We start from the raw sequence: 18,030 nt of genomic DNA, 5'->3' as shown, positions 1-18,030 counted from the left end.
GCCTCCAGAGCGCTTCTTAATAGCGGTAGTGATCCGGCTTGTACGGGCCGGTTGTCTTCACGCCGATATAGCTGGCCTGCTCTTCCGTCAGTTCCGTCAGCTGCGCGTTGAGCTTCTTGAGCTGCAGGCGCGCGACCTTTTCATCGAGGTGCTTGGGCAGCGTGTAGACGCCGACCGGATAGGCCGCGGTATTGGTGAACAGCTCGATCTGGGCGATGGTCTGGTTGGCGAACGAGGAGCTCATCACGTAGGACGGATGACCGGTGCCGCAGCCGAGATTCACCAGGCGGCCTTCAGCCAGCAGGATGATGCGCTTGCCGTCGGGGAAAATCACATGGTCGACCTGCGGCTTGATGTTTTCCCAGGTGTACTGCTTCAGCGCGGCGACTTCGATTTCATTGTCGAAGTGGCCGATGTTGCAGACGATGGCCTGGTCTTTCATCTTCTTCATGTGCTCATGGGTGATCACATGGTAGTTGCCGGTGGCGGTGACGAAGATGTCGCCATGCTCGGCGGCATAGTCCATGGTCACGACTCGGTAGCCTTCCATTGCCGCCTGCAGCGCGCAGATCGGATCGATTTCGGTTACCCATACCTGGGCCGACAGGGCGCGCAACGCCTGCGCGGAACCCTTGCCCACGTCGCCGTAGCCGGCGACCACGGCAACCTTGCCCGCTACCATCACGTCGGTCGCGCGCTTGATGCCGTCTACCAGCGATTCGCGGCAGCCGTACAGATTGTCGAACTTGGACTTGGTGACGGAATCGTTGACGTTGATCGCCGGGAAAGCCAGCTTGCCTTCCTTGTGCATCTGGTACAGGCGATGCACGCCGGTGGTGGTTTCTTCGGTCACGCCCTTGATCTTGGAAAGGCGGGTCGAGTACCAGGTCGGGTCGGCGGCGAGCTTTTTCTTGATCGAATTGAACAGGCAGACCGCTTCTTCGGAATCCGGGTTGGCCAGCACGCCGATGTCCTTTTCAGCGCGGGTGCCGAGATGCAGCAGCAGCGTCGCATCGCCGCCGTCGTCGAGGATCATGTTGGAAAACTCGCCGTTCGGCCATTCGAAGATGCGGTGGGTGAAGTCCCAGTATTCATCGAGGTTCTCGCCCTTGAAGGCGAACACCGGCGTGCCGTTGGCGGCAATGGCCGCGGCCGCATGATCCTGGGTCGAGTAGATGTTGCAGGAGGCCCAGCGCACGCGCGCACCCAGCGCCTCTAGCGTCTGGATCAGCACCGCGGTCTGGATGGTCATGTGCAGCGAGCCGGTGATCAGCGCGCCCTTGAGCGGCTGGGCTCCGGCGAATTCCTCGCGGATTGCCATCAGGCCGGGCATTTCGGTTTCGGCGATCTTGATTTCCTTGCGGCCCCAATCGGCCAGGCTGAGATCGGCGACGAAGAAATCCTGGGAAGTTGTGTTCGAGATAACGGCGCTCATCACGCCCTCCTTTCCTGTTGAAAATAGAAAAAAGTAACGTGAGCGCCGTTGCGTAAAGATATCCAAGCCTGACACGATGTCGGAAACATCGTGCTGCAACGCTCCTTGGAGCCGAGATTATACCGTAGTCGCGTTGCCGTTCAGGGCAGGCTGCGAAAAAACCGGGGACTGCGTGACGCTTTATTCGCCTTCTTCGCTTTGTTAGTGATTAGTGCTCGACAAGCGCCTTCTTCGGACCCTGCTGGCCTGGCGCGCCCGGATTCGCCGAGTTCGACTTTTGCGGCGGCACGCTGCGCCCTATCCAGGCCAGCATGTCGGTCCAGATGCGGCGCGATTCGTCGGTCTTCGGCATGGCCAGCGCATTGGGCAGCTCGATGGTGATGACCGGCACGTTCTTGTGCATGCCGCCGTAATTGCCGAGCGATCCCGGATATATCCCGACGCGATTGAAATACAGGCGTCCGAAGCTGCGCGGCGCCTTGGCAGGGCCGTCGAGATCGAGCACGCCGAACGGCGCATGCACGGAAATGATCACGTCCGGCCGGAAGCGTTCCATCTCTTCATCGAGCCAGCGCGTCTCGGGTTCGGACAGCGGCGACTGGCCGGGAAAGCGGCGCGGATCGCTGCCGGTGGTCTTCATCCAGTAGTGCCGGGCATCCTTTTCCCAGCCCGGCGTCGGAAAGTTGCGGTTGAGATCGACGCCGTTGGCGTTGACGCGCTGCGGCTTCCGCGCAAGCAGGCCGTCGGGGTTCATGACCGGCACCACATGCCAGTGCATTGCCTGCGCCTCGGGCATGGACAGCCACTTCATCCAGTGGAAGACGATGGCGGCGGCAGTCAGCTCGTCGCCATGGATGCCGCCCAGCAGCAGCACGCGCCTGGCTTCGCCCGACCGGGCGGTTTTCGCCGGCACGGTGCGCATGAGGATGGGAATGCCCTTGCGCGACGAAGCCCCGGTGGGCTGCAGCCCGCTTGCCCGGCAATCCGCGACGCTGACGCCTGGCAGGCGCGGCGTCACCCTCTCGCACCAGTCCTGCTTGGCGGGCAAGGGATTTGCGGCGCCCGCGTTCTTGGCATGCGCCGGCAGGCATGCTGCGACCACACCAATCACACCAATGGCCGCAGCCGCGGCCCGCAGAGCTTGCAGGTTCGGCATGGGGTAGCGGCACTGCTGCATGGACAAGCGATGCCCGACAGTATCAGAGTCCGGCCGCCGCGCGCAGGGCGGCCGCCTTGTCGGTGCGCTCCCACGAGAATTCCGGCTCTTCGCGGCCGAAGTGTCCGTAGGCGGCGGTCTTGGCATAGATCGGACGCAGCAGGTCCAGCATCTGCACGATGCCTTTCGGACGCAGGTCGAACAGTTCCTGCACCAGCTGCGCCAGCAGCTCGTCGCTGATCTTGCCGGTGCCAAAGGTGGTCACCATCACCGAGGTCGGCTTGGCGATGCCGATCGCGTAGGACACCTGGATCTGGCAGCGCTTGGCAAGGCCCGCGGCGACGATGTTCTTGGCCACGTAGCGGCCGGCATAGGCAGCCGAGCGGTCGACCTTGGACGGATCCTTGCCGGAAAACGCGCCGCCTCCGTGCGGAGCCGCGCCGCCGTAGGTGTCGACGATGATCTTGCGGCCAGTGAGGCCGCAGTCGCCCTGCGGACCGCCGATGACGAAGCGTCCGGTGGGGTTGATCAGGTAGCGGGTATTCTTCAGCCATTCCTGCGGCACCACCGGCTTGATGATTTCCTCGATGGCCGCTTCCTCGATCGCCTTGTGCTCGATCTCGGGCGCATGCTGGGTCGACAGCACGATGGTGTCGATCGCCACCGGCACGCCGTCCACGTAGCGCAGCGTGACCTGCGACTTGGCGTCCGGGCGCAGCCACGGCAGGCGGCCGTCCTTGCGCAGCTGCGACTGGCGCTCGACGATGCGGTGCGAGTAGTAGATGGCGGCGGGCATCAGCTCGGGCGTCTCGTCGCAGGCATAGCCGAACATCAGGCCCTGATCGCCGGCGCCCTGGTCAAGGTCGATGCCCTTGCCTTCGTCGACGCCCTGGGCGATGTCGGGCGACTGCTTGTCGTAGCAGACCATGACCGCGCAGCTCTTGTAGTCGATGCCGAAGTCGGCGTTGTCGTAGCCGATGCGCTTGATGGTGTCGCGCGCGACGCTGATGTAGTCGACGTTGGCGTGCGTGGTGATTTCACCGGCGAGCACGACCAGGCCGGTATTGGTCAGCGTTTCGGCCGCCACACGGGCTTTCGGATCCTGCGTCAGGATTGCATCGAGAATGGAATCGGAGATCTGGTCGGCGACCTTGTCCGGGTGACCTTCGGAAACCGATTCCGAAGTAAAGAGATATTCGTTTGCCATCGCAGGCTCCCCATGAAAATGATTGATTTGACCATGTCGCGGCCAAACCAATGAGCCTGCGACGCTTTAGCGAAATTTTTAAGCCGCCTCGCAAGTTGTCTATTAACTCGGCGGCACTGCCTGAAAATTCCCTGCCGCAACAATTTGCGCGGAAAGGAAACGGACAGCGTTGTGATATTTTACGCGTCTGGAAAAAAATCACAAATTTTCTCACTCCCCATTTGATGCTCGTCGCCCTCTTCCGCCTGCTTTCCAGGCTGCCGCTGCCCGTTTTGCATGCCGTCGGCGCGGCGCTCGGCTGGCTGGTGTACCTGGTTTCGCCCTCCTACCGCCGCAGATTGAAAAACAACATCGAGGCCGCCGGCTTCGGCGATCACCTGTCTGCCGCCGTGCGCGAAGCGGGCAAGAACGTGCTCGAACTGCCGTTCATCTGGTGTGCGCCGCAGCGGAAAGTGATCGCCAGCACCCGCATCGAGAACTGGGAACTGGTGCAGGCAGCCTTCGACGCCGGCAAGGGCGTCGTATTCCTGACGCCGCATCTTGGGTGTTTCGAAATCACCGCGCAGATCGTTGCAAGCAAGACGCCCCTGACCGTGCTCTACCGTCCGCCGAAGAAGCAGGCGCTCAAGCCGCTGATCGAAGGGGCGCGGGCGCGCGGCGACCTGCGCCTGGCGCCGGCCAACCTGTCGGGCGTGCGCATGCTGCTCAAGGCGCTGCGCCAGTGCCAGCCGGTGGGCGTGCTGCCCGACCAGGTGCCGCAGAACGGCGAAGGCGTCTGGGCATCCTTCTTCGGCCGGCAGGCCTATACCATGACGCTTCCCGGCAAGCTGCATCAAATGTCCGGCGCGCCCATCATCCTTACCTATGCGGAGCGCCTGCCGGGCGGCGCCGGCTACGTGATGCGTTTCGTGCCCTTCGAGCAGGCGCTCGGCGAGTCGCCGGAACAGCATGCGCGCGCGATCAATGCCGCGATGGAGCAACTGATCGCGCGCTGTCCCTCCCAATATTTCTGGAGCTACAACCGGTACAAGGTGCCGGCCGGCGTTCCAGCGCCCGATCTGCAGGAATCCGCCCGATGAAACTGTTGCTTGGATTGATGTGGCTGCTGCACTGGCTGCCGCTGCCCATACTTGGCCGTCTCGGGGAAGCGGTTGGCAGCATGCTGTTCCTCATAATGAAAGCGCGCCGCGACATCACGCTGACCAATCTGCGCCTGTGCATGCCGCAATTGCCCGAGGCCGAGCGGCGCTCGCTCGCTCGCCGGCATTTCCAGAACTACGCGCGCAGCGTGCTCGAGCGCGCCCTGCTGTGGTGGGCCCCGCGCCAGCGCCTGGAGCGCCTGATCGTGGTCGAACCGGCCATGCCGGTGGCCGAAATGACATCGGGTCCGACCATCCTGCTCTGCCCGCATTTCGTCTGCCTGGACGTGGCCGGCCTGTCCGTGATGCTGGAGGGCCCGACCGCCTGCTCCATCTATACCCGGCAGCAGAATGAAGTGTTCGACCAGGCGCTGCGCAAGGGGCGCACCCGCTTCAATGCCGACATCAAGCTGTTTTCGCGCGGCGAAGGGGTCAAGCCCATCATCCGCGCGCTGCGCCAGGGCATGCCGTTCTTCATGCTGCCCGACATGGATTTCGGTGAGAAGGATGCGGAATTCGTTCCCTTCTTCGGCATTCCCGCCGCCACCCTGACGGCGCCCGGGCGCATCGCGGCGATGACCGGCGCCAAGGTGATTCCCGTGATCGCCACCTATCTGCCGAATTACCGCGGCTGGAAGGTGCGCTTCTACCCGGCCTGGGAAAATTATCCCGGCGACGACATGGTCGAGGCGACGCGGCGCATGAATGCCTTCATCGAAGAGCGGATCCTGGAAGCGCCATCAGAGTATTTCTGGGCGCACAAGCGCTTCAAGACGCGCCCGCCGGGCGTGCCGAGCGTGTATGCAAAGGGCGGCCCCGGCCAGATGCCGCTCGAATCCTGAAATCCTGAACGCGTCTGCGCCTGTTTATAATCGATGTCATGAAACTCAAATTCACCAAAATGCACGGCGCCGGCAACGACTTCGTCGTGATCGACGCCATCAGCCAGCACATCGACTTCACGCCTGCGCAATGGAAGGCGCTGGCCGACCGCCGCTTCGGCGTCGGCGCGGACCAGATGCTGGTGGTGGAAAAGTCCCAGTCGCCCGGCGTGGATTTCCGTTATCGGATCTACAACGCCGATGGCGGCGAAGTGGAGCAATGCGGCAACGGCGCGCGCGCCTTTGTCCGCTTCGTCACGGAAAAGGGCCTGACGGAAAAGCAGTCGATCAGGGTGGAAACCATGTCCGGCATCATCGAGCCGACGCTGGAAGCCGACGGCGGCATCACGGTCGACATGGGCGCGCCCATCCTCGAACCGGAGCGCGTTCCGTTCGACGCCGGCGGCCTGCAGGGCAGCCAGGTACATCAGGATATTGTGTGGCCGCTGGACATCAACAGCGAACACCGCTGGATCTCGGTCGCCTCGATGGGCAACCCGCACGCGGTGCAGGTGGTCGACGACGTGGAGACCGCGCCGGTGCACCAGGAAGGCCCGCTGATCGAGCATCATCCCCGCTTTCCGAAACGGGTCAATGCCGGCTTCATGCAGGTGCTCGACCGCCATGCGGTCAAACTGCGGGTCTACGAGCGCGGCGCCGGCGAAACCCTGGCCTGCGGCACCGGCGCCTGCGCGGCCGTGGTCGCCGGCATTCGCCGCGGCCTGCTCGACTCGCCCGTCAAGGTATCGACCCGCGGCGGCGACCTGTCGATCGCCTGGCAGGGCGAAGGCAGGCCCGTCATGATGACCGGACCCGCGGTCACCGTGTTCGAAGGCGAAATCGAAGTCTGAGTAAGACGGAACGCTTCCGGGCCGCCGACTATTGCAAATTGCATCCTGCATATTGCATGCGGGATGTTGCAGCCCGGCAGCCGGCGCGGTCTTTTCGGCCGGGTTGTCGGGTAAAATCACGGCTCTATCTTTGGCCGGCATGCATCTGTTGCAAAAACTTCCGGCTGTTGAATGCTGCGACCATCACCGAACCTTCCCCTATGACTTACGAACTGGATTCCAACGCCGTCGCCAATTTCCTGTCCGACAATCCGCATTTCTTCGAAGAGCACAGCGAACTCCTGTCCCGGGTCAAGCTGACCAGCCCGCTGGCCGGGCGTGCGGTGTCGCTGCAGGAACGCCAGATGGAAGTGCTGCGCGAGAAGATCAAGCTGCATGAGCTGCGTCTGGCGGAATTGCTGCGCATCGCGGAGGAAAACGATGCCATCACGCAAAAATTCCTGCAATGGACCCGTTCGCTGCTGCTGGCGCGCAACGATGTCGACATGCCGCACACGCTGATCAGCGGATTGCAGTCGATTTTCTCGGTGCCGCAGGCGACGCTACGCATCTGGGGCGTGGCCGAGGATTATGCACATACCTGGTTTGCTGCCGAGGTCTCGGAAGATGCGAAGATCTTCTGCAATGGCCTGACCGCTCCCTATTGCGGCGCCAACCAGGATTTCGAAGCCGCTTCCTGGCTGGAGGATGCCGCATCGGTACAGTCGATCGCGATGCTGCCGTTGCGCATCGGCGGTGCGCCGGAAGCCTTCGGCCTGCTGGTGCTCGGCTCGGCCGATCCGCAGCGCTTCACCGCCGACATGGCCACCGATTACCTGTCCAAGATCGGTGAAACCGCCAGCGCCGCAATGGCCTGCCTGCTGGACTGACGGCAATCGAACCAGACATCGTGAATTCCGAGAGCAACCGGGCTCGCCTCGCCGCCTATCTCGATCACCTGGAAAAGCAGCGCAAGCTGGCCCAGCATACCGTGACGAGCTACCGGCATGACTTGCTGGTGCTGGCCGACATGGTCGACAAGCTGCCCGGCGCGCCGCCCATGTCGGAAGTCGGGCATTTCCATATCCGCAAGTTCGCCTCCCAGCTGCACGGCCAGGGACTGAACCCGCGCTCGATCGCACGCAAGCTGTCCGCCTGGCGCGGCTTTTTCGAATGGCTGTCCGACCAGGAGCCGCTACCGGCCAACCCGGTCGACGGCGTCAAGGCGCCCAAGCGCAGCAAGCCGCTGCCGAAAGCCCTGTCGGCCGACGACGCGATCCGCGTGGTCGCCGAAAGCACGCCGGGACGCGATGCGCAGGCGCCCACCCAGTTGTGCAACCGCGCCATGTTCGAACTGCTGTACTCCAGCGGACTGCGTGTCTCGGAACTGACTTCCCTCGATCTGCGCTATGTACGCGAAGGCGAGTATCAATCCGCCGGCTGGATCGACTTCGCGGAAGCCGAAGTCAACGTGACCGGCAAGGGCAGCAAGCAGCGCAAGGTGCCGATCGGCAAGCCGGCGCTGGAAGCGCTGCGCGCCTGGGTGGCGGTGCGCGAGACGCACGTGAAGCTGGATCCGCATCCGCTGTTCCTGACCGAGCGCGGCAAGCGGGTGACGCCGGGCATCGTGCACTCGCGGCTGAAAAAGCATGCGCAGGCGCTCGGCATTCCCGCCAATGTGCATCCCCACGTGCTGCGCCATTCATTCGCATCGCATGTGCTGCAATCGTCCGGCGACCTGCGGGCGGTGCAGGAAATGCTCGGCCATGCGTCGATCGCCGCTACCCAGGTCTATACCTCGCTCGATTTCCAGCGCCTCGCCGCGGTCTATGATTCAGCCCATCCGCGCGCCAGGAAGAAATCCGAGCCACAGGGCTGACCCCGTCCAACCGCCGGCATCGCGCGCATCCATCATCCATCGATACTTGGCGCGAACGGCAACCTTCATGAATCGGACTTCCCCATGCTGACCATCACACTCAAACCCGGCAAGGAAAAAAGCCTGCTGCGCCGCCACCCATGGATTTTCCCGACCGCGATCGAGCGCGTCGAAGGCAAACCCGATGAGAAAAACAAGCCCGGCGCCACCGCCGTCGTGCAATCGGCCTCCGGCCAGTTCCTGGCGCGCGCCGCCTTCAGCCCGAAGTCGCAGATCCGCGCGCGCGTCTGGAGCTTCAATGAGAACGAGGCAATCGACCATGCGATGATCAAGCGCCGCGTGAAGAAGGCGCTCGCCCACCGCATGAACATGGTGAAGGACACGGATGCGATCCGCCTCATCTTCGGCGAGGCCGACGGCTTCCCGGGATTGGTGGTGGACTGGTACGCCGGCAAGGCCGGTCATCTGGTCTGCCAGTTCCAGTCGGCCGGCGTCGAGGCATGGAAGGGGCCGATCGTGCAGGCGCTCGTCGCCGAGACCGGCTGCCCCAATGTCTATGAGCGCTCCGACGCCTCGGTACGCGAGCGCGAAGGCATGCCGCTGGTCACCGGCCCCCTTGTCGGCGACGAACCGGGAGCGGAAACCCTGGTGACCGAAAATGGCGTGCGCTATGCGGTCGATATCAAGACCGGGCACAAGACAGGCTTCTATGTCGACCAGCGCGACAACCGCCGCCTTGTCATGGAGCACGCGGCCGGGCGCGAGGTGCTCAACTGCTTCTGCTACACCGGCGGCTTTTCGCTGGCGGCGCTCAAGGGCGGTGCCACCAGCGTGACGTCGATCGATTCATCCGGAGAAGCGCTGGCGATCGGCCGGCGCAACGTCGAGCTGAACGGTTTCGACGCCGGCCGCGCCGAGTGGCAGGATGCCGATGTCTTCAAGGCCCTGCGCGCCTTCCGCGAACAGGGCCGCAGCTTCGACCTGATCGTGCTCGATCCGCCGAAATTCGCCGCATCGCCGGACCATGTCGAGCGCGCCGCGCGCGCCTACAAGGACATCAACCTGTTGGGCTTCCAGCTGCTGCGCGAGGGCGGACTGCTGTTCACCTATTCCTGCTCCGGAGCCATCAGCGCCGACCTGTTCCAGAAGATCGTCGCCGGCGCGGCCAATGACGCGAAAGTGGATGCGAGAATATTGAGAAGACTGTCGGCCGGCGTCGATCATCCGATGACAACCAGTTTTCCCGAAGGCGAGTACCTGAAGGGCGTTCTATTGCAAAAGGCATAACATCGATGCTCCTTCCATAGCGGGGATTTCAGGCTTTACAGCAATTTGTGCAACTGGATTGCAAATTGCGTCATAATTTCCCCTTCCGGTGCCGACGACAGGTACCGGCGATATACATGCCGGTGCATGCCGATGCATGCCCGACCTCACCCAGTCTTGTTTGCAGCATGGCAAAGACCACAAACGTGAAAAATTCCGTCACCCGCGCGGCAAAGGCCGCAACCGCAGCAACCGCCGCTCGGGCCGAAGCGCAGCTGCGCCAGGCTTCGGTGCGCATCACCGCCGCGCGCGTCAATGTCCTGGCGGCACTGCTGGATGCGCCGCGCGCATTTTCCCACCAGGACATGCAGGATGCGTTCACCGACATGGACCGGGTGACGCTGTACCGCGCGCTCGATTGTCTGATCGATGCCGGCCTGGCGCACAAGATCGCCGGCGACGACCGCGTGTTCCGCTACAGCGCCGGCACCGAGCATGCGGCTTCGCCCGACCCCGAGGTAAGGCACCACCAGCACGGCCACTTCAAGTGCACCCGCTGCGCCAAGGTGTTCTGCCTGGACAGCATCGGCGAAGCCGGCCTGCTGCGCGACGCGCTCGAGGAAAGCCTGGGCAAGGGCTTCCAGAGCCATGACATCGAATTCACCATCAAGGGCTGGTGCGCCGACTGCGCCCAGTGAAGCAAGCAAGGAAACAAGCGATGAAACTGATTCCCGCAACGATACTCACCGGCTTCCTGGGCGCCGGCAAGACCACCCTGCTCAACCGCATCCTGCGCGAGCCGCACGGCCACCGGATCGCCGTCATCGAGAACGAATTCGGCGAGGAGAACATCGACCATGAAATCCTGGTGCAGGACAGCAGGGAGCAGATCGTCGAGATGAGCAACGGCTGCATCTGCTGCACCGTGCGCGGCGACCTCATCGTCGCGCTCGGGACGCTGGCGCAGAAGCGCGAGGCCGGCGAGCTCGACTTCGACCATGTGGTCATCGAAACCACCGGCCTGGCCAATCCGGGACCGGTGGCGCAGACCTTTTTCATGGACGATGAAGTGGCAGGGCATTACCTGCTCGATGCGGTCGTCACCGTGGTCGATGCGCGGCATGCGATGTCCCAGCTCGACGAGCATGAGGAAGCGCAGCGCCAGGTGGGCTTCGCCGACAAGCTGCTGCTGTCGAAGACCGACCTGGTCGACAAGGATGCCGTCGCCGCGCTCGGCGCGCGACTCAAACGCATCAACCCGCGGGCGCCGATATCGAAAACCGATTTCGGCAAGGTGCCGATTTCGGAAGTGCTCGACCTGCGCGGCTTCAACCTCAACGACAAGCTGGAAATCGATCCCGATTTCCTGTCCGACGAAGAGCATGCTCATGCTCATCATGACCATGAGCATGAACATGACCACGCGTGCGGCGAACATTGCGGGCACGATCATGCGCATCACGATCACCATCATGCCCATCACTCCGACGATATCGCCGCCTTCGTCTTCCGCAGCGACCGCCCTTTCAACACCTCCCGCCTGGATGAATTCCTCGGCGGCGTGGTGCAGGTGTTCGGACCGCGCATGCTGCGCTACAAGGGCGTGTTATGGATGGAGGATGCGGACCGCAAGGTGCTTTTCCAGGGCGTACATCAGATGATGGGTACCGATATCGGCGCTAAATGGGCCGAAGGGGAAGTTCGCGGCAGCAAGATGGTGTTCATCGGTAAAAATCTGCCAAAAGAATCCATCCTGCAGGGCCTGGAGCAGTGTTTGGTATAAACTGCTGCCGGTTTTGATTTTTATTTATGTAATCGGGAATGTGCTTTGGCAAGATGAGAAGGACGTCGTATACCGCTTGATGAAGTCCGAAAATGCCGGCAGCGCAGGCAAAACAAGAATTTCGGGCCGGGAGCTGACAGTCGGGCGGTTCACTTAGCGAGGTCACCATGAACGCAACGGTCATCAAATCCGCCTCGAAACGCAGCGTCGTCAAAAGCGCCGGCAGCAGCGCGGCGCTGGTCCGAACGGCCGCCCCCAAGACCGGCAGTCCGGGCTTGGCCAGGAAAAAGATCGCGGCCGCCCCGGCTCCCAAGACTGCCTCCGCCGTTAAATCTGCCGCTGCGGCAACAAAATCGATTGCCAAACCACCCCAAAGCACGGTAAAAAGCAACTTAAAACCCGCCGCGAAGACGGCGGGCGTGGCGAATGCCAAGGGGACGGTTTCGAAAGCGGCGGCACCCGCCCGGGTGCAGAAAAAGTCCGTGACCGACGCGGCCCCGAAAGCGAGCAAGGCGGCAGCGACGGATTTGAAGCGGCCCTCCGGTAATTCCGCTTCAAAAGTCGGTTCCAAAGAGACGTCCAGCCCTTCCATGAGCGGTAACAATGCAGGGGATGGATTAATGGATACAATGGAAAAACCCGTAGTTTCGAAAGTAAGCGAAGTGGCTACCAAAACAACTAAACCCACACCGGCCGTCCAGGATGGCACCCTGTTGACCGAAGAGCAGATCCTTCAGATGAACGAGAAGGATTACATGAACGAGGCGCAGTTGGCCTTCTTCAAGGCGCGCTTGCAGCAGCTCGAGCGCGACTTGCTGAAAAACGCCGGCGAGACCACCGAACATCTGCGCGAGACCGTTCTTGTTCCCGATCCCGCCGACCGGGCGACCATTGAGGAAGAGCACGCCCTCGAACTGCGCACCCGCGACCGCGAGCGCAAGCTGCTCAAGAAGGTGCAGCAGGCGATCGCCAGCATCGACGCCGGCGACTACGGCTGGTGCGAGGAGACCGGCGAGCCGATCGGCATTCCGCGGCTGCTGGCCCGTCCGACCGCAACGCTGTCGCTCGAGGCGCAGCAGCGCCGCGAACTGAAGCAAAAACTCTACGGCGATTAATCGACTGATCGCTGATTTAGCGCCGGGACCCGGCGGCCGGCCTCCCACCCCAATGCAAGCGTACGATGCCCCAGGCACGTACGCTTGTTTGCTTTGCGGGGTTTATACCCATCCCATGTCATGACTTGGGATTGGTATAAGGATTGGCTTCTTCACCCGTTTCGCCTGCATCCGCTCTCGCCCGCCCCTACGTTCATCTTCGCTGCTACGGGACATCGCGTCACAGTCCAAGCGCAAACCGGTTGCAGGCTGCGCAGCCGCTTCCGGGAAAAACAGCGACTGGTATCAGCTGACATCGCTGGCCGGTACAAGTTGGAGCTACGGCAAGCCAACCATCTGGACCAGCATTATTGTGACAAAAAGTCATCACTTGCTGCTTCCCTATGACAACTCTGCATGGGGATGTGATACCTTTACACACTCGTAATTTGCCTCCGGCCGTACAGGCTTTGGACATCGACACTTCCAGCCAGGGATAACGTGGGTATTTTTTCGCTTTTCGGGAAGAAGGACCGACAGCCGGCCAAGCCGGCTGAGAAGGATGCTTCCCGCGCGAAGCGGGCCTCGGGATCTTCCGGCGGCACATCATCATCTTCCGCTTCTTCTGCATCCCCGGCGTCCACATCTTCGCGCAACACCGGCAAGACCGCGGCGACGAAACGCGATGCCAGCACCGCGATCCAGACCGCATTGAAGATCGATGCGATCGAAACGGAAATGTCCATCGAATACGTCAACCTGCCCCTGAGCCATCGCGCACGCAGGAAACCCGGCCCGGCGGACACGCCACCGGACACCCCGCCGGCCAGGTCCCGGGCGGAGTCCGCATCGCACGGCGCACCGAAAAAGCCGTCGAGGCAGGACAGACCGTCCTCGCCCGACGCCACCTCGGCTGCCCCGGATACCCTTCAGCCGCTCGGGCCTGAAGCGGGGAGCACCACGGAGTTCCTGCTCGGCGGCCAGACCGCGGTCAGCAACATCGCCGCGCCGTCATCCGAAGCGGCCGCCGTGGTCGAGGAAGCTGCGATCATGTATGCCAACGGCCAGGCCTCGCTTGCCACGCAGATGCTGCAGGCTGCGATCGCCTCAGATGACTTCGGCGAGCTGCCGCAGACTGCCTGGCTGATGCTGCTGGACCTGCACCAGGTGAGCGGCAAGCAGGCCGATTTCGAAGAACTCGCCGTCGGCTATGCGAGCCGGTTTGAAACCTCGCCACCCGCATGGACGGCAAGACAGCCGCGCAGCCAGGCACAGGCTTCCGCGCATGCAGCGGGCTCGACGCCGGCGGTGCCGTTTTCCGGCAAGCTCAACGGCGGATGCGAGAAACAGATCGAGCGCATCCGCAATCTGGCGGAAAAACACCGCAGCCTGCGCCTGGAATTTGCAAAGGTCACCGAAGTGGACCCGCCCGGCTGCCGCCTGCTTCTCGCCGCGCTGCGCAAGCTGCAGAAGAGCGGTCATGACCTGGTGCTGGTCGGGGCGTCCGAGCTGGCCGACCGGATTCGCTCCATTATCGAAGTCGGCCGCCGCGACGATACCGAGGAGTGTTGGCTGCTGCTGCTCGAGGTTCTGCAGCTGCTGAACCGCGAAAGTGAATTCGAAGAGCTGAGCATCGACTATTGCGTGACCTTCGAGGTATCGCCGCCAGCCTTTGTCGCGCCACCGAAAAGCATCGTCACGGCCCCCACCGGATCATCGGCTTCGCAGTCGGAGCATTTCATGATGCCAGCACTCGTCTCCGGCCAGGTCGACGAACTCATTCTCGCCATCGCCGCCTACTCCGACGAACACGACCCTGCGATCATCGACTGCTCCTGCCTCGAACGCATGGACTTCAGCGCCGCGAGCCGGCTTCTTACCGGCCTCAGCCCTTTCTGCACCAGCGGCAAGGTGGTGGAATTCCATCACGTCAATCATCTCGTCAGCGTCTTGCTGGATGTGATTGGCCTCGGCGAAATCATCCGCATCATTCCACGCAAGAACTAACGAGCAGCCGATTCGCGCATTCCGCGTGCCGGTTCGCCGGCGAGGGGCTGGCGCAGGTGTTTTTCGACCTTGTTTTCTGGCGCCCTGCCCTCATCTGCGGGAAATTATCGGCATCAGAGGCATTCTCCATGGAACAATTTCACGGCACCACCATCCTTTCCGTACGCCGCGGCAGTAGCGTCGCATTAGGCGGGGACGGTCAGGTTACGCTTGGCAATGTTGTGATGAAGGGCACCGCGCGCAAGGTGCGCAAGCTGTATCAGGGCAAGGTGCTGGCCGGTTTCGCTGGCGGCACCGCGGATGCCTTCACGCTGATCGAGCGCTTCGAAGGCAAGCTGGAAAAGCACCAGGGCAACCTGATGCGCGCCTCGGTCGAACTTGCCAAGGACTGGCGCACCGACCGCATCCTGCGCCGCCTGGAAGCCATGCTGCTGGTGGCCGACCGCGAAGCGACCCTGATCATCACCGGCAACGGCGACGTGCTGGAACCGGAGGCCGGGGTCGGCGCCATCGGTTCCGGCGGCGTCTATGCCCAATCCGCCGCCAAGGCGCTGCAGGAAAACACCGACCTGGCGCCCGCCGAGATCGTCAAGAAGGCGCTGACCATCGCCGGCGAACTCTGCATCTACACCAACCTGTCGCACACCATCGAAACCCTGGAATAACGCGGCCGCAGCGTCGTGCAAACCATCATGAACATGACACCTCAAGAGATCGTTTCCGAACTCGACAAACACGTGGTCGGCCAGGCCCGCGCCAAGCGCGCCGTCGCGATTGCGCTGCGCAACCGCTGGCGCCGCCAGCAGGTTGCGGATCCGCTGCGGCATGAAATCACGCCGAAGAACATCCTGATGATCGGCCCCACCGGCGTCGGCAAGACCGAGATCGCACGCCGTCTGGCCAAGCTGGCCGACGCGCCGTTCATCAAGATTGAAGCCACCAAATTTACCGAAGTCGGATATGTCGGCCGCGACGTCGACACCATCATCCGCGACCTGATCGACATCGGCATCAAGCAGACCCGCGAATCGGAAATGCGCAAGGTGCGTTCGCAGGCCCAGGACGCGGCCGAAGACCGGGTGCTCGATATCCTGTTGCCGCCGGCGCGCGACTTCGGCTTCAGCTCGACACCGAGCGCGGCTGCCGAAAGCGACAGCGGCAATGCGACGCGCCAGACCTTCCGCAAGCGGCTGCGCGAAGGCGCGCTCGACGACCGCGAAGTCGAAATCGAAGTGGCCGAGACGGCGCCCCACATGGAAATCATGGCCCCGCCCGGCATGGAAGAAATGACCGAGCAGATCAAGTCGATGTTTTCCGGCCTGGGCGGCGGACGCAAGAAAAAGCGCAAGGTCAAGATCAGGGAAGCGATGAAGCTGCTGCTCGACGAGGAAGCCGCCAAGCTGGTCAATGAAGACGAGCTCAAGCAGAAGGCGATTGCCAATGTCGAGCAGAACGGCATCGTGTTCCTCGACGAGATCGACAAGATCGCGACCCGCTCCGAGGTCGGCGGCGCCGACGTATCGCGCGCCGGCGTGCAGCGCGACCTGCTGCCGCTGGTCGAGGGCACCACGGTCAATACCAAGTACGGCATGATCCGCACCGACCACATCCTGTTCATCGCCTCGGGCGCATTCCACCTGGCCAAGCCGTCGGACCTCATTCCTGAATTGCAGGGCCGCTTTCCGATCCGGGTCGAACTGGAATCACTGGCAATTGCCGACTTCGAGCGCATCCTGACCAGCACCGATGCCTGCCTGACCCGGCAGTATGAAGCCTTGCTCAGCACCGAGGACGTCAAGCTGGACTTCACCGGCGAGGGCATCAAGCGGCTGGCGGAGATCGCCTTTTCGGTCAATGAAAAGACTGAAAACATCGGCGCGCGCCGCCTCTACACCGTAATGGAAAAGCTGCTCGAGGAAATTTCCTATGCGGCCAGCGAATCCACCGGCAAGACGGTGGTTGTGGATGCAGCCTATGTCGACGAGAAGCTCGGTGCGCTCGCGATTGACGAAGACTTGTCGCGCTACGTGCTGTAAACGCGACTCCGCCCCAGTCCATGGCAGGCTTTGCCAAGTCACGGACCAGGGCGGAAGGAATGAAGGACACTCTCATGGCAAACAAGGCGCTCGCAAAACGGCAGAAAATGACGATTCGCGTCGAACCGTCCCAACAGCCCCTGAAGGCGCGCAACGCCACCGCGGCGGGAGCGAAACGCAAGGCCCTAGCATCCACCGCCACCAAACATGCAAGCGGTCTCAGCCTGCATGCACGCCTGTTCGGCAAGCTTGCGGGGCAATCCGAAGAAGAAAAGTAATACCGATCTCCAAGCACAGCGTTTCATAGTGCTTCCCCGCACATCCCCGTACATCCCTCCAATCGGGCCATACCCGGCATCGAGCCACGTGTAACGCGCACACAGGCTCCGCTTATGCTCCTACCCACATTTCCTTCCTGTTCAAGTGTCGCGTATCTGCGTCTAATGTTGCAATTTATACAATAACATGTCCTGAGCCGTGTTACCATTCCGGCAACTATTAAGTTGCATTACATTTAACATCCGCGCAGCTCTCGCTCAAACCCTAGCTGTAGGAATGCAATACCGCCGGAGAAACACATGTCGTTCACGCCGTTTGATGATCCCCAGCAGGATCCGCTCAATAACCTAGCGCCTCCCTTCTCGTCGCCATCGCCGGCTTCACTCGCTGCCCTCACCGCAACCGCCGGCCGGCTCAATTCAAACGCCGCCAAAGCCGCCGAAGTCCTGCACATCGCCGGCCATCCGCTGCACGGCCACGCCATCCGCGACTTCGCCACCCCGGCCACTCCCTTCTTCCCCTCTTTCGCCAACACCGAACAGGCCGACGCCGCCGAGGAAAGCCTGGCCGCCCTAGTCAACATTCCCCAGTTCACCGACAACAACCGCCTGCTGCGCTTCTACTCCCCGCTGTCGCCCGACAAGACGCTCCTCATCGACACGCTCCATGCCCATGCCGCGCTGTCCGAAGCCTTCCACATCCGCCTGCAGCTGCTCTCCACCCCTGCCGGCATCGAACTCAAGGAACTCATCGGCAAGAACGTCACCATCGGCATCGAGCAGGACGACGGCAGCGAGCACTACCTCAACGGCTACATCCATCACTTCGCCTTCGCCCATGCCGACGGCGGCTTCGCCTGCTACCACGCCGAAGTCCTGCCCTGGATGTCGTTTCTCTCGCACCGCGTCAACTGCCGCATCTTCCAGGATCAGACCGTCGAGCAAGTCATCGACCGCATTCTGCGCGAGGACTACCAGGGCATCGCCGACGTCCAGTTCCGCCTCGGCGGAAAGTACGAGCCGGAGAACTACATCGTCC

18 protein-coding genes and 1 riboswitch are annotated in these 18,030 nt (G+C 62.5%); of the genes, 14 read left to right on the top strand and 4 right to left on the bottom strand.

What is annotated here, in order from left to right; all coding sequences use genetic code 11:
* Positions 1-16: 16 nt before the first annotated feature.
* The 3 genes from ahcY to metK form a co-directional block, all read right to left on the bottom strand.
* On the bottom strand, positions 17-1,435 hold the full coding sequence (gene ahcY / locus RY831_RS07755) for an adenosylhomocysteinase (protein ID WP_326505759.1): 1,419 nt from the start codon (positions 1,433-1,435) through the stop codon (positions 17-19).
* 33 nt (positions 1,436-1,468) lie between these two features.
* Positions 1,469-1,546, bottom strand: a riboswitch (S-adenosyl-L-homocysteine riboswitch).
* 97 nt (positions 1,547-1,643) lie between these two features.
* Positions 1,644-2,591: a M14 family murein peptide amidase A gene (locus tag RY831_RS07750; protein WP_326505758.1), complete on the bottom strand. Its 948-nt coding sequence runs from the start codon at positions 2,589-2,591 to the stop codon at positions 1,644-1,646.
* A gap of 43 nt (positions 2,592-2,634) precedes the next feature.
* A complete protein-coding gene (gene metK, locus RY831_RS07745) occupies positions 2,635-3,798 on the bottom strand; it encodes a methionine adenosyltransferase (RefSeq protein ID WP_326505757.1) in 1,164 nt (387 codons plus the stop codon).
* A 224-nt stretch (positions 3,799-4,022) separates the two neighbouring features.
* On the opposite strand from metK, the gene RY831_RS07740 reads away from it, so the two are divergent.
* The 9 genes from RY831_RS07740 to dksA all read left to right on the top strand — a co-directional run bounded on the left by RY831_RS07740 (position 4,023) and on the right by dksA (position 12,691).
* Positions 4,023-4,877, top strand: a complete 855-nt coding sequence (locus tag RY831_RS07740; protein WP_326505756.1) for a lysophospholipid acyltransferase family protein — start codon at positions 4,023-4,025, stop codon at positions 4,875-4,877.
* Positions 4,874-5,779 carry an LpxL/LpxP family acyltransferase gene (locus RY831_RS07735; RefSeq protein ID WP_326505755.1) on the top strand — a complete coding sequence of 302 codons (906 nt, stop codon included), beginning with the start codon at positions 4,874-4,876 and terminating at the stop codon, positions 5,777-5,779. Before RY831_RS07740 ends, RY831_RS07735 begins: the two co-directional genes overlap by 4 nt.
* A gap of 38 nt (positions 5,780-5,817) precedes the next feature.
* Positions 5,818-6,669 (top strand): diaminopimelate epimerase, encoded by an 852-nt coding sequence (gene dapF, locus RY831_RS07730; RefSeq protein WP_326505754.1) that lies wholly within the window; start codon positions 5,818-5,820, stop codon positions 6,667-6,669.
* Between the two features lie 200 nt (positions 6,670-6,869).
* Positions 6,870-7,538 carry a DUF484 family protein gene (locus RY831_RS07725; RefSeq protein ID WP_326505753.1) on the top strand — a complete coding sequence of 223 codons (669 nt, stop codon included), beginning with the start codon at positions 6,870-6,872 and terminating at the stop codon, positions 7,536-7,538.
* Between the two features lie 20 nt (positions 7,539-7,558).
* Positions 7,559-8,527, top strand: a complete 969-nt coding sequence (locus RY831_RS07720) for a tyrosine recombinase XerC (RefSeq protein WP_326505752.1) — start codon at positions 7,559-7,561, stop codon at positions 8,525-8,527.
* A gap of 84 nt (positions 8,528-8,611) precedes the next feature.
* Positions 8,612-9,814, top strand: coding sequence for a class I SAM-dependent rRNA methyltransferase (locus RY831_RS07715; protein ID WP_326505751.1), 1,203 nt, complete (start codon positions 8,612-8,614; stop codon positions 9,812-9,814).
* Between the two features lie 167 nt (positions 9,815-9,981).
* Positions 9,982-10,491 (top strand): Fur family transcriptional regulator, encoded by a 510-nt coding sequence (locus RY831_RS07710; protein ID WP_326505750.1) that lies wholly within the window; start codon positions 9,982-9,984, stop codon positions 10,489-10,491.
* Between the two features lie 20 nt (positions 10,492-10,511).
* The gene (locus RY831_RS07705; protein WP_326505749.1) at positions 10,512-11,576 is read left to right on the top strand and encodes a CobW family GTP-binding protein; all 1,065 of its coding nucleotides are present in this window, start codon (positions 10,512-10,514) and stop codon (positions 11,574-11,576) included.
* Between the two features lie 620 nt (positions 11,577-12,196).
* Positions 12,197-12,691: an RNA polymerase-binding protein DksA gene (dksA, locus tag RY831_RS07700; RefSeq protein WP_192804995.1), complete on the top strand. Its 495-nt coding sequence runs from the start codon at positions 12,197-12,199 to the stop codon at positions 12,689-12,691.
* Between the two features lie 413 nt (positions 12,692-13,104).
* Here the strand turns inward: dksA and RY831_RS07695 are convergent, their stop codons facing one another.
* A complete protein-coding gene (locus tag RY831_RS07695; protein ID WP_326505748.1) occupies positions 13,105-13,416 on the bottom strand; it encodes a hypothetical protein in 312 nt (103 codons plus the stop codon).
* On the opposite strand from RY831_RS07695, the gene RY831_RS07690 reads away from it, so the two are divergent.
* The 5 genes from RY831_RS07690 to RY831_RS07670 form a co-directional block, all read left to right on the top strand.
* On the top strand, positions 13,409-14,677 hold the full coding sequence (locus RY831_RS07690; protein WP_326505747.1) for a hypothetical protein: 1,269 nt from the start codon (positions 13,409-13,411) through the stop codon (positions 14,675-14,677). The two genes, RY831_RS07695 and RY831_RS07690, sit on opposite strands and share 8 nt — an antisense overlap.
* Positions 14,678-14,805: 128 nt before the next feature.
* Positions 14,806-15,342 carry an ATP-dependent protease subunit HslV gene (gene hslV, locus RY831_RS07685; RefSeq protein WP_326505746.1) on the top strand — a complete coding sequence of 179 codons (537 nt, stop codon included), beginning with the start codon at positions 14,806-14,808 and terminating at the stop codon, positions 15,340-15,342.
* Between the two features lie 27 nt (positions 15,343-15,369).
* Positions 15,370-16,713 carry an ATP-dependent protease ATPase subunit HslU gene (gene hslU / locus RY831_RS07680; RefSeq protein WP_326505745.1) on the top strand — a complete coding sequence of 448 codons (1,344 nt, stop codon included), beginning with the start codon at positions 15,370-15,372 and terminating at the stop codon, positions 16,711-16,713.
* Between the two features lie 74 nt (positions 16,714-16,787).
* Positions 16,788-16,991 carry a hypothetical protein gene (locus tag RY831_RS07675; RefSeq protein ID WP_326505744.1) on the top strand — a complete coding sequence of 68 codons (204 nt, stop codon included), beginning with the start codon at positions 16,788-16,790 and terminating at the stop codon, positions 16,989-16,991.
* Positions 16,992-17,291: 300 nt separating this feature from the next.
* Positions 17,292-18,030: contractile injection system protein, VgrG/Pvc8 family (locus RY831_RS07670; protein WP_326505743.1), on the top strand; the 739-nt coding region annotated here is incomplete at its 3' end.

It is taken from the genome of Noviherbaspirillum album, assembly GCF_035916955.1.
In the GTDB taxonomy this organism is placed as follows: domain Bacteria; phylum Pseudomonadota; class Gammaproteobacteria; order Burkholderiales; family Burkholderiaceae_D; genus Noviherbaspirillum; species Noviherbaspirillum album.
This window is presented reverse-complemented; position numbering and strand designations above follow the sequence as displayed.

Coding starts and splice junctions, on each gene's coding strand:
- ahcY (WP_326505759.1), bottom strand. CDS start 1,435: ATGAGCGCCGTTATCTCGAACACAACTTCCCAGGATTTCTTCGTCGCC.
- RY831_RS07750 (WP_326505758.1), bottom strand. CDS start 2,591: ATGCCGAACCTGCAAGCTCTGCGGGCCGCGGCTGCGGCCATTGGTGTG.
- metK (WP_326505757.1), bottom strand. CDS start 3,798: ATGGCAAACGAATATCTCTTTACTTCGGAATCGGTTTCCGAAGGTCAC.
- RY831_RS07740 (WP_326505756.1), top strand. CDS start 4,023: ATGCTCGTCGCCCTCTTCCGCCTGCTTTCCAGGCTGCCGCTGCCCGTT.
- RY831_RS07735 (WP_326505755.1), top strand. CDS start 4,874: ATGAAACTGTTGCTTGGATTGATGTGGCTGCTGCACTGGCTGCCGCTG.
- dapF (WP_326505754.1), top strand. CDS start 5,818: ATGAAACTCAAATTCACCAAAATGCACGGCGCCGGCAACGACTTCGTC.
- RY831_RS07725 (WP_326505753.1), top strand. CDS start 6,870: ATGACTTACGAACTGGATTCCAACGCCGTCGCCAATTTCCTGTCCGAC.
- RY831_RS07715 (WP_326505751.1), top strand. CDS start 8,612: ATGCTGACCATCACACTCAAACCCGGCAAGGAAAAAAGCCTGCTGCGC.
- RY831_RS07710 (WP_326505750.1), top strand. CDS start 9,982: ATGGCAAAGACCACAAACGTGAAAAATTCCGTCACCCGCGCGGCAAAG.
- RY831_RS07705 (WP_326505749.1), top strand. CDS start 10,512: ATGAAACTGATTCCCGCAACGATACTCACCGGCTTCCTGGGCGCCGGC.
- dksA (WP_192804995.1), top strand. CDS start 12,197: ATGGATACAATGGAAAAACCCGTAGTTTCGAAAGTAAGCGAAGTGGCT.
- RY831_RS07690 (WP_326505747.1), top strand. CDS start 13,409: ATGTCCATCGAATACGTCAACCTGCCCCTGAGCCATCGCGCACGCAGG.
- RY831_RS07695 (WP_326505748.1), bottom strand. CDS start 13,416: ATGGACATTTCCGTTTCGATCGCATCGATCTTCAATGCGGTCTGGATC.
- hslV (WP_326505746.1), top strand. CDS start 14,806: ATGGAACAATTTCACGGCACCACCATCCTTTCCGTACGCCGCGGCAGT.
- hslU (WP_326505745.1), top strand. CDS start 15,370: ATGAACATGACACCTCAAGAGATCGTTTCCGAACTCGACAAACACGTG.
- RY831_RS07675 (WP_326505744.1), top strand. CDS start 16,788: ATGGCAAACAAGGCGCTCGCAAAACGGCAGAAAATGACGATTCGCGTC.